This is a genomic window from Corallococcus sp. CA053C (assembly GCF_003611675.1).
Classification (GTDB): Bacteria; Myxococcota; Myxococcia; order Myxococcales; family Myxococcaceae; genus Corallococcus.
Window position 1 is genome coordinate 1 of the sequence record NZ_RAWA01000392.1, and the last position, 9,272, is coordinate 9,272.

7 protein-coding genes are annotated in these 9,272 nt (G+C 72.8%); 5 read left to right on the forward strand and 2 right to left on the reverse strand.

The window, feature by feature from the left end; translation table 11 throughout:
* Positions 1-73: 73 nt before the first annotated feature.
* The 4 genes from D7V97_RS34750 (at position 74) to D7V97_RS34765 (ending at position 7,096) form a co-directional block, all read left to right on the forward strand.
* Positions 74-1,831 carry a histone deacetylase gene (locus D7V97_RS34750; protein ID WP_120614921.1) on the forward strand — a complete coding sequence of 586 codons (1,758 nt, stop codon included), beginning with the start codon at positions 74-76 and terminating at the stop codon, positions 1,829-1,831.
* Positions 1,832-1,870: 39 nt separating this feature from the next.
* Positions 1,871-2,539, forward strand: a complete 669-nt coding sequence (locus D7V97_RS34755) for a DapH/DapD/GlmU-related protein (RefSeq protein ID WP_120614922.1) — start codon at positions 1,871-1,873, stop codon at positions 2,537-2,539.
* A gap of 149 nt (positions 2,540-2,688) precedes the next feature.
* Entirely contained in the window at positions 2,689-4,785 is a 2,097-nt protein-coding gene (locus tag D7V97_RS34760; protein WP_120614923.1) for a PAS domain S-box protein, read from the forward strand.
* Positions 4,786-5,005: 220 nt separating this feature from the next.
* A complete protein-coding gene (locus tag D7V97_RS34765) occupies positions 5,006-7,096 on the forward strand; it encodes a neutral/alkaline ceramidase (RefSeq protein WP_120614924.1) in 2,091 nt (696 codons plus the stop codon).
* A 10-nt stretch (positions 7,097-7,106) separates the two neighbouring features.
* Here D7V97_RS34765 and D7V97_RS34770 read toward each other — a convergent pair whose 3' ends face one another.
* Entirely contained in the window at positions 7,107-7,973 is an 867-nt protein-coding gene (locus D7V97_RS34770) for a hypothetical protein (RefSeq protein ID WP_120614925.1), read from the reverse strand.
* A 190-nt stretch (positions 7,974-8,163) separates the two neighbouring features.
* On the opposite strand from D7V97_RS34770, the gene D7V97_RS34775 reads away from it, so the two are divergent.
* Positions 8,164-8,694: a gluconokinase gene (locus D7V97_RS34775; RefSeq protein ID WP_120614926.1), complete on the forward strand. Its 531-nt coding sequence runs from the start codon at positions 8,164-8,166 to the stop codon at positions 8,692-8,694.
* Positions 8,695-8,708: 14 nt separating this feature from the next.
* On the opposite strand, the gene D7V97_RS34780 is transcribed toward D7V97_RS34775, so the two are convergent.
* On the reverse strand, positions 8,709-9,272 hold a 564-nt coding region (locus tag D7V97_RS34780), incomplete at its 5' end, for a phenylalanine--tRNA ligase beta subunit-related protein (RefSeq protein WP_120614927.1).

The following is a 9,272-nucleotide window of genomic DNA, read 5'->3' on the forward strand; positions in this document are numbered from 1 at the left end:
GCCAGCCCTGGATCATCCGCGCCTCATCGGAGCAAGCGGCTCCGTCTGCTCCGCTTGCTCCGATGAGGCGCGGATGATCCAGGGCTGGCTGTGGCGGCTGGGCCTGGGACGCGGCCGGGTGCACGTCTTCTACGACGAGGCCTACCGGTTGCCCCTGTCCGGCATCGAGTCCTCCGTGGGCATCGAGCCGCGCGGCACCGACTTCACCACCTGGTATCTCCTGGAGGCCGGCGTGGTGCGCGCCGTGGACGTCCGCCACCCCGTGCCGGTGTCCTACGCCCAGCTCGCGCGCGTGCACGACGCCCGCTACCTGGAGTCCCTCTCCGACCCCGCGACGCTCGCGCGCATCTACGCCACCGATCCGTCGGAGGTCCCCGTGGACGCGCTGCTCGACAGCGTGCGGCTCGTGTGCGGCGGCACCCTGGGCGCGGCCCGGCTGGCGCTCGCGCGACAGGGCCCGGTCGTGAACATGGCCGGCGGCTTCCACCACGCGCGGCCGGAACGGGGCGGCGGCTTCTGCACCGTCAACGACATCGCCGTGGCGGTGGCGGACCTGCGCGCCTCGGGCTTCGACGGCTCCGTGGCCGTGCTGGACCTGGACGCGCACCCTCCGGACGGCACCGCCGCGTGCCTCGCCGGCCAGCCGAAGGTGTGGATCGGCTCCGTGTCCGGCAGCGACTGGGGCTCGCTGCCCCCCGGCGTGGACGAGACGCGCGTGCCGGACCGGTGCGACGACGCCCTCTACGTGCAGAAGGTGAAGGACCTGCTCGCTCGCATGCCCCGCTCGGACATCACCTTCGTCATCGCGGGCGGGGACGTGCTCGCCGGGGACCGCTTCGGGCGCGTGGGCATCACGCTCGCGGGCGCGCGCAAGCGCGACGTGGCCATCGCCTCCGCGCTCCGGGGGCTCGCCAGCGTGTGGCTGCCCGGCGGCGGCTACCACGCCGAGTCCTGGAAGCTCTTCGCCGGCACCGTGCTGGTGCTCGCGGGCCTGGGCCATCAGCGCATCACCGCCCGGTATGATCCGCTGAGCGCGCGCTTCCAGCGCATCGCGCACCTGCTCGATCCGGAAGGCGGCCCGCCCGGGATGCTCGCGGGCGAGGAGCCCATCACGCTGGAGGACCTGGAAGGCCCCCTGCGCCTGGGGCCGGAGGTGCAGCCGCGCGTGCTGGGCCACTACACCGCGCAGGGCATCGAGTACGCCCTCTTCCGCTACGGCCTGCTGTCGTACGTGGAGCGCCTGGGCTACAGCCGCCTGCGCGTGGAGGTGTCCTCCACCGGCGGCACCGGCGACCGCATCAAGGTGCTGGGCCACGCGGGAGGCCAGGAGCACCTGCTGTCGGACTCCGTGCTGGAGAAGAAGGTCCTCCAGGGAGAGACGTTCCTCTTCGCCAACTGGCTGAGCCTGCGCCACCCGCGCGCGCGCTTCAGCGACACGCGCCCGCAGCTCCCCGGCCAGGAGGTGCCCGGCCTGGGCCTGTCGCGCGAGACGACGGAGTCGCTGCTCACCATGGCCCAGCGCCTGGGGCTCGCGGGGCTCGCGTTCCGGCCCATGTGGTACCACCTGGCCGTCGTCGCCCGCTCCCGCTTCCACTTCTCCACCCCGGAGCGCCAGGGCCGCTTCGAGGCGCTGATGCGCGACCTGTCCCCGCTGCCGCTCGTGGAGGCCACCCGCGCCGTGGCCGAAGGGCGCGTGCGCCTGGACGGCCAGCCGTACCCATGGGAGCCGGACGACATGCTCTGCCGCCTCCAGCCCATCCCCATGGACACGGACGCCGTGGCCGCCGAGCGCGAGCGCTGCCACTTCACCGTCGTCCCCGCCGCCAGCTGACACCGGCCGGAAGACCCGGGCCGTGGTAGTCATTGGCCCGTGGATCTCCAAGCGCAACGCCGCCAACAGCACAAGCTGCGGCTGTCCTGGATGCCGTGGCTCTACTTCGTCCTCAAGCCGCGCCACCGCGAGTGGGCGGACGCCTGGCAGCGCGAGGTGCAGGACCGCCTGCGCGAGCTGGAGACGGTTGAAATCGCGGAAGGATGTTTCATCGCCCCCGAAGCACGCATCTTCGCGGAGCCCGGCCGGACCGTGAGGATTGGACCGGGGTGCAGTATCGCCGCGGATGCCTTCGTCCACGGCCCGGTGGTCCTGGAGTCTCGCGTGAGCCTCAACGCGCGCGTCAGCCTGGACGGCGGCACGGTGGGCATCCGCATTGGCGACGGCACGCGCATCGCCAGCGGCGCCGCGCTCTACGCGTTCGACCACGGGCTCGCGCCGGACCGCCCCGTGCGCGACCAACCCGTCACGTCGAAGGGCATCGTGATCGGTCAGGACGTCTGGGTGGGCGCCAACGCCGGCATCACCGACGGCGTCACCGTGGGCGACCACGCTGTCGTCGGCATGGGCGCCATCGTCACGCGGGACGTGCCCGCGTGGGGCATCGTGGGTGGATCTCCAGCACGCCTGCTCGGTGACCGTCGCCATCGCCCGCGCTCGGGAATGCCAGGGGGTTGGGAGCCTCCAGACCCTGAGGGGAATCCCTGAGTCACGGGAAGGTCCATTGACTTTGAAACATTCGACCGACGTATGCTTCGGTCCTCGATGAAACGGAAGAGGGGGCGGGTGCCCGGGGGAACCGGGTGGGTTGTCCTCTCATCCCTGCACGGCCCCGTTTCAGTCGTGAGGAGGCCTCGGTGTCCCAGGAGCAACGCGAGACGGGGATCGGCGCCACGCCGGGGCAGACCTCCGTGGCGAGCGACCTCGTGGACACCCGCCGCTTCCAGCGCGCCGGGTCGTTGCTTCGCGAGGTCGTCTTCGAACTGGATGCCGCGGGCCGGCTCGTCCTGACGTGCCGCGCCTGGGAGCGGCTGGTGGGGACGTCCGCGGAGGCGTGGAAGGGCCGCGCGCTGGTGGACCTGTTCCATCCGGAGGACCGGGATCAGGCGCGCGCTCTCTTTCGCATGGCCATCTCCCGCGGGGACTCGCCGGCGCGGCTGGAGCTGCGGCTCGTGTGCGGTCCGCAGCCGCGCTGGGTGGAGGTGTCCGCCACGGGCGACCCGGAGCGCCTGGGCGGCGTGCTGGGCACGCTGGTGGACGTCACCGCGCGCAGGCTCGCGGAGGAGGCCGCCACCACGCGCGAGCGCTACCTGGGCGCCATGGTGGAGGTGCAGCGGCGGCTCCTGGAGCCCGAGTCCGCGGGCGACCTCTACAACGCCATCCTGGAGCCGCTGGGCCGGGTGGCGGGCGCCAGCCGCGCCTACGTCTTCGAGTTCCACCGCGACGGCGCCGGGCGGATCCTCCAGTCTCAGCGCGCGGAGTGGGCCGCGCCCGGCGTGTCGCGCGAGCTGGAAAACCCGGACACGCAGGGCGCGCCGGTGGACGAGGCCTTCCGGCTGCACCAGCTGGAGGAGCTGCGCCGGGGCGAGGCGGTGCAGGGCTCGCCGGACGTCTTCGGTGAAGGCATCGCGCCGGTGCTGCTGGACCAGGGCATCCGCTCCCTGCTGGTGCTGCCCCTGACGGTGCACCGGGAGCTGTTCGGCTTCATCGGCTTCGACAACTGCGACGAGGCCCGCGCCTGGTCGCACGTGGAGGTGAAGCTCCTGTCCGGCGCGGCCGGCGCGCTGTCGCTGGCGCTGGAGCAGCACACCACGGACGCGCTGCGCGTGCGCACGGAGACCGCGCTGCGCCGCACGGAGGCGGGCTTCCACCTGCTCATCGAGGGGTTCCCGGACCCCGTGGTGGTGCACACGACGGACGGCATGCTCCTGTCGGTGAACCCGGCCATGGCCCGCTACCTGGGCTACCAGGACCCGGCGGAGCTGCTCGGCCGGCACCTGCTGGGGCTGGTGCGCCGCGAGGACCAGGAGGTGGCGCGCCGCCACCTGGAGGAGGCGCAGGACGGAGGGCTCGCGGCCCGTTCGCACGAGGTGCCCCTGGTGCGCCGCGACGGGCAGGTGGTGAGCGCGGACCTGGTGACGCTGGGCGTGCTCTTCGACGGAGTGCCCGCGCGCGTCACCGTGGCGCGCGACTTCACCGAGCGCAAGCACATGCAGGCGCAGCTCATGCTCGGGGACCGGCTGGCCTCCATGGGCATGCTGGCCGCGGGCATCGCGCACGAGCTCAACAACCCGCTGTCCTACGTGCTCTCCAACCTGGACTTCCTGCACCGCGCGCTGGGCCCCATGCCCCGCCCCCTGGGCGCCGAGGAGCTGCTGGAGTACCAGCAGGTGCTGGAGGACGCGCGCGAGGGCTCGGAGCGGATGCGCCAGATTGTCCGCCAGCTCAAGGTCTTCTCCCGCGTGGACGACGCGCACGACGAGCCGGTGGACCTGCACCGCGTGCTGGACTCCGTGACGCAGATGGCGGCCAGTGAAATCCGGCCGCGCGCCCGGCTGGTGAAGCAGTACGGCAACGTGCCGGCGGTGCGTGGCAACGAGGGCAAGCTGTTCCAGGTGTTCCTCAACCTGGTCATCAACGCCGCGCACGCGATTCCGGAGGGCCTCACGGACGCGCACGAAATCCGCCTCATCAGCCGCGTGGACGCCGACGGCCGGGTGGTGGTGGACGTGCGCGACACGGGCCGGGGCATCGCGCCGGAGCACGTGCGCCGCATCTTCGATCCGTTCTTCACCACCAAGGCGCCGGGCCAGGGCACCGGCCTGGGCTTGTCCATCTGCGACACCATCGTGCGCGCGCTGGGCGGCAGCATCAGCGTGGACTCCGCGCCGGGCCACGGCGCCACCTTCCACGTGGCCCTGCACGCCGCCGTGCGCACCGCGCGCGTGGCCTGACGCCTCCGCCGGGAGCAGGCCGCCGGGCCGCTGCCGCGCACCGGACTGAAATCCCCGCGTTCCCCTGTTCGATTGTGGTGCGCTGGACGGCCTGCCGTCGTTCGCACTGCCTTCTTCGAGGCAATGGGTCCAACCTGGGGCCCTCCCCCTGCTGACGGGCCGACGTTCGCTCCCGACAGCGCCTGCTTGAAGGCCCTGCCCGGGGACCCTGGAGGATGCCATGCGCCCGCTGACTGTTCGCCTCGCCCCCGTGCTCGGGCTGCTGCTGGGCAGCGCGCTGGCACTGGGCCCGACCCGGGCGGGCCTGCTGCCGGAAGCCGGGGCGGCGGAGGCCCTGACGGCGCAAGCCGTGACGGAGGACGCCTGCGCGGGCTCCGCGCGCTTCCTCCTGGGCACGGCGCGCTCCGACATCACCGGCCCCGCGGCGGAGGTGGGGATGATGGGCTACGCGCAGGTGGCGCAGAAGACGCAAGGCATCCACCTGCGGCTGTCCTCGCGCGCGTTCGTCATCGCCTCGCCGTGCAACGGCCGGCGCGTGGCCTTCGTCAGCGCGGACCTGGGCGAGCTGTTCCAGGCGGTGAAGCAGCAGGTGGTGGAGCGGCTGCGCGCGAAGCTGGGGGACGTGTACTCCGACGACAACGTGGTCCTGAGCGCCACGCACACGCACGCGGGGGTGGGCGGCTTCAGCCACTACACGCTCTACAACCTGACCACCTTCGGCTTCGTGCCGCAGAACTTCGAGGCCATCGTCTCCGGCATCGTGGACTCCATCCTCCGCGCCAACGCGCGGCTGGCCGAGGGCTCGCTGCGCCTGGCGTCGGGCGACTTGAGGGGCGCGAGCGCCAACCGCTCCCCGGACGCCTACCTGCGAAACCCCGCCGCCGAGCGCGCCCGCTACCCGGACAACGTCGACCCGCGCATGACGCTGCTGCGGCTGACGCGCACGGACGGGCACGAGCTGGGCCTCGTCAACTGGTTCGCTGTGCACGGCACGTCCTTTGGCAACACCAACACCCTCATCAGCGGCGACAACAAGGGGCTGGCGTCGCGCTACTTCGAGGCGGGGGAGGGCGGGCTCACACCGGGAGGCCCGGACACCTTCGTCGCGGCCTTCGCCAACGCGAACGAGGGCGACGTCACGCCCAACATCCTGGGCGGGACGAACGGCGGCGGCGCGAATGACTTCGAGGACGCGGAGCTGTCCGCGCGCAAGCAGTACGACTTCGCCGCGCACCTGTGGGCCACCGCCGCGATGCCGCTCCTGGGCGGCGTGGACTACCGGCACATCTACGTGAAGATGGACGCGGTGGACGTGGCGCCCGCGCTCACGGACGGCGCGCCCCACCGCACGTGTCCGGCGGCCATCGGCGTGTCGATGCTGGCGGGCGCGGAGGACGGGCCCGGCTTCGGCGCGGAGGGCGCCACGTGCGAGTCCGTGCACGACCTGTGGAGCCAGTTCACCTGCGCGGTGGTGACGACGCCCTGTCAGGCGGAGAAGCCCATCGTCCTGGAGATGGGCAGCATGAAGCCCTACCCGTGGTCCCCGGAGGTGCTGCCCCTGCAGCTGGTGACGGTGGGGCCGCTGGCGCTCGTCGCCGTGCCCTTCGAGCTGACCACCATGGCGGGCCGGCGCCTGCGTGAGACGGTGCTCGCGCAGCTGCAGGGCACGGGCGTGACGGACGTGGTCATCTCCGGGCTGTCCAACGCCTACGCGGGCTACGTGGCCACGCGCGAGGAGTACGCGCGCCAGGACTACGAGGGCGCGTCCACGCACTTCGGCCCGTGGACGCTGGCGGCGCTGCAGCAGTCCTTCACGGGGCTCGCCGGGGCGCTGCGCGACGGGGCGCCCGTGCCGCCGGGACCGACGCCGCGCGACCTGCGCGGAGCCGTGGTGGGGCTGCAGCCCGGCGTGGTGTTCGACGACAAGCTCCTGTGGGTGGACTTCGGCGACATCGTCGAGGAGGCGAAGCCCGCGTACGCCCGGGGCGAGACGGCGAGCGCCACCTTCTGGGCGGGCCATCCGCGCAACAACCTGAAGCTGGGAGGCACGTACCTGCGCGTGCAGCGGCGTCAGCCGGACGGGACGTGGCGGGACGTGGCGCACGACGGGGAGGGCGGCGCGCTGTACCACTGGCAGCGCGAGTACTGCGTGCCCACGCTCGCGTGCTCGCACGTGCGCATCGACTGGCCCATCCCCCTGGACACGGCGCCGGGCACCTACCGGCTGGTGCACGAGGGGAACTGGAAGTCCGGCTGGGATGGGCGCGTGCACCCGTACTCGGGAAGCTCGCGCCCCTTCACCGTGTGGTAGCGGTGCGGCGTCAGCCGCAGGTGCCGTCGGGCTTGCACAGCTTGTCGCACTTCTTGCACGCCTGGCCGCCCTTGCCGCACTCGTTCTTGTCCGTGCCGATGACGCAGGTGTTGTTCATGCAGCAGCCCGCGCAGGTGGACGGGTCGCAGCGGCACTGACCCCCCAGGCACGCGAGGCCCGGGGCGCACGCGCCGCCGAGGCCGCACATGCACCGGCCGCCGAAGCAGGCGCTGGCGTTGGCGCCGCACGCCGGGCCGTTGCCGCAGGCGCAGGTGCCCTGGGCCGTGCAGGTGTCGGCCTTGTTTTCGGTGCAGTCCGAGCACGCCACACCGCCCACGCCACAGGTGCGGGACGTGCGAGCCGTGCACACGCCCTCGCGGCAGCAGCCGTCGCGGCAGTCCACGCAGAAGGTGCCAGGGCCCGCATCCGGAGTGCCGCCGTCGCCCGTTCCGCCGTCCGGCGTCGGGCCGGAGGACAGCCGCACGGTGACCTCCACCTCGTAGCCGTCGCGCACGCTCGCGGTGGCCTCGCCGGTGGCGAGCACGGCGCCGTCGCGCAGCCCCTCCACGCGCACGGTGGCCTGGGTGCCATCGGGGGCATCGTTCAGGAGGACGCGGAAGCTCTCGCCGCTCTGGAGGGCGCGCTCGGCGGTCTCCGGCAGCAGCGTGGTGGGCACGTCCATGCCGCCCGCCACGGTGCCGGACACGCGCAGCTGCGTGAGGTTCAGCGCGGGCTCGAACTCGGTGGTGACGAAGAGGGCGGTGCCGGCCGCGGTGGCCGGGTCACGGCAGGCCGCCATCGTCACGAGGGTCAGGAGGCCCGTGGCCAGGAGGAACCGGACGAAGGTCCGGCCGGGTGTTGCGCCTGCGAAGATCATGTTGTCGCCCAGGGTAGCCACTCACCGGTAGCACACCGCGGGGATGGGCGGCAGGGCGTTGAGCAGCGGACGCTCATGGGACGATCATCCAGGGTCACTTGTATGATCATCGACCGCGCTGCTCGCGTGACGTTGGATGCAGGAAGGTCGCGGCAGGGAGGACGCGCGAGCTTCCGGGAGGCGGCACCGCATGGTGATCATCGTGATGGGCGTTTCAGGCACCGGAAAGTCCACGGTGGGACAGGCGCTCGCGGACCGGCTGGGCTGGTCCTTTGAGGATGCGGACGACCTGCATTCACCGGAAAGCCGCCGGAAGATGGCTTCCGGCACGCCGCTGACGGACGCGGACCGGCAGCCCTGGCTGGTGCTGCTGCGCGCGCGGCTGGAGAAGGCGCTCACCCAGGGCGAGGATCTGGTGCTGGCGTTCTCCGCGCTCAAGCGCGCCTACCGCGAGCGGCTCTCCGTGGACGCCTCGCGTGAGCGGTGGGTGTACCTGCACGCCCCCGCCGCCGTCATCCAGGCCCGGCTCCAGGAGCGCGTGGGGCACTTCATGCCGCCCGCGCTGCTGCCCAGCCAGCTGGGCGCGATGGAGCCGCCGGAAGACGCGCTGTCCGTGGACGTGACGCCGCCGCCGGACGTGGTGGTGGGGCACATCCTGGACGGGCTGGGGCTGAAGCCCGGTGACGGGCTGGGGCTGAAGGCCGGAGCACCCCGGAAGTAGGGTCGCCCCGCTCTTCAGCTCACGGGTTCGACGGTGGCGCCCAGGCGCTCCAGCAGCTCGCGGTACCACGCGAAGGCGCGGGCGCTGCGGTCGCCCAGCTCGCGCGTGCCCCACACGAGCGTGAGGGTGCGGCGCGTGGTGGCGTCCGTCTTGGTGCGCTGGGCGTCCTTCACCGCGTTGGCGCACGGCCCGTCCGCGTCGAAGAGGCACAGCAGCCCTTCCAGGTCGATCTCCTGCCCGGAGGCGTTGAAGACGTAGCGGTCGCCCTGGATGGCGGTGCCGACGCGGAAGGGGGCCTTGGCCCGGTCCAGGTCCACGACGCTGATGGGCAGGCCGCTGTGCAGCGAGACGACATTGCACGCGTCCACCGCGGCGTTGATGGTGCCGAGCGAGCCGTCCCCGGAGGCGCGCACGAGGTACTCGGAGGCGGGCTTGCCGCGGCCGGTGGGCTTGTAGCCGCCGTGGCGGAGCAGGTCCCGCACCGCGCCGCGCACGGCGTCGTCGCTCTGGAGGGGAGCGGTGGCGCCGGGCTGGAGGAGGGCCGTCAGCCACGCGGGCGCGGGCAGGTCTCCCAGGGG

What these genes read in the sequence shown, in the direction of transcription:
- D7V97_RS34750 (WP_120614921.1), top strand. Translation starts at nt 74, where the DNA reads ATGATCCAGGGCTGGCTGTGGCGGCTGGGCCTGGGACGCGGCCGGGTG.
- D7V97_RS34765 (WP_120614924.1), top strand. Translation starts at nt 5,006, where the DNA reads ATGCGCCCGCTGACTGTTCGCCTCGCCCCCGTGCTCGGGCTGCTGCTG.
- D7V97_RS34770 (WP_120614925.1), bottom strand. Translation starts at nt 7,973, where the DNA reads ATGATCTTCGCAGGCGCAACACCCGGCCGGACCTTCGTCCGGTTCCTC.
- D7V97_RS34775 (WP_120614926.1), top strand. Translation starts at nt 8,164, where the DNA reads ATGGTGATCATCGTGATGGGCGTTTCAGGCACCGGAAAGTCCACGGTG.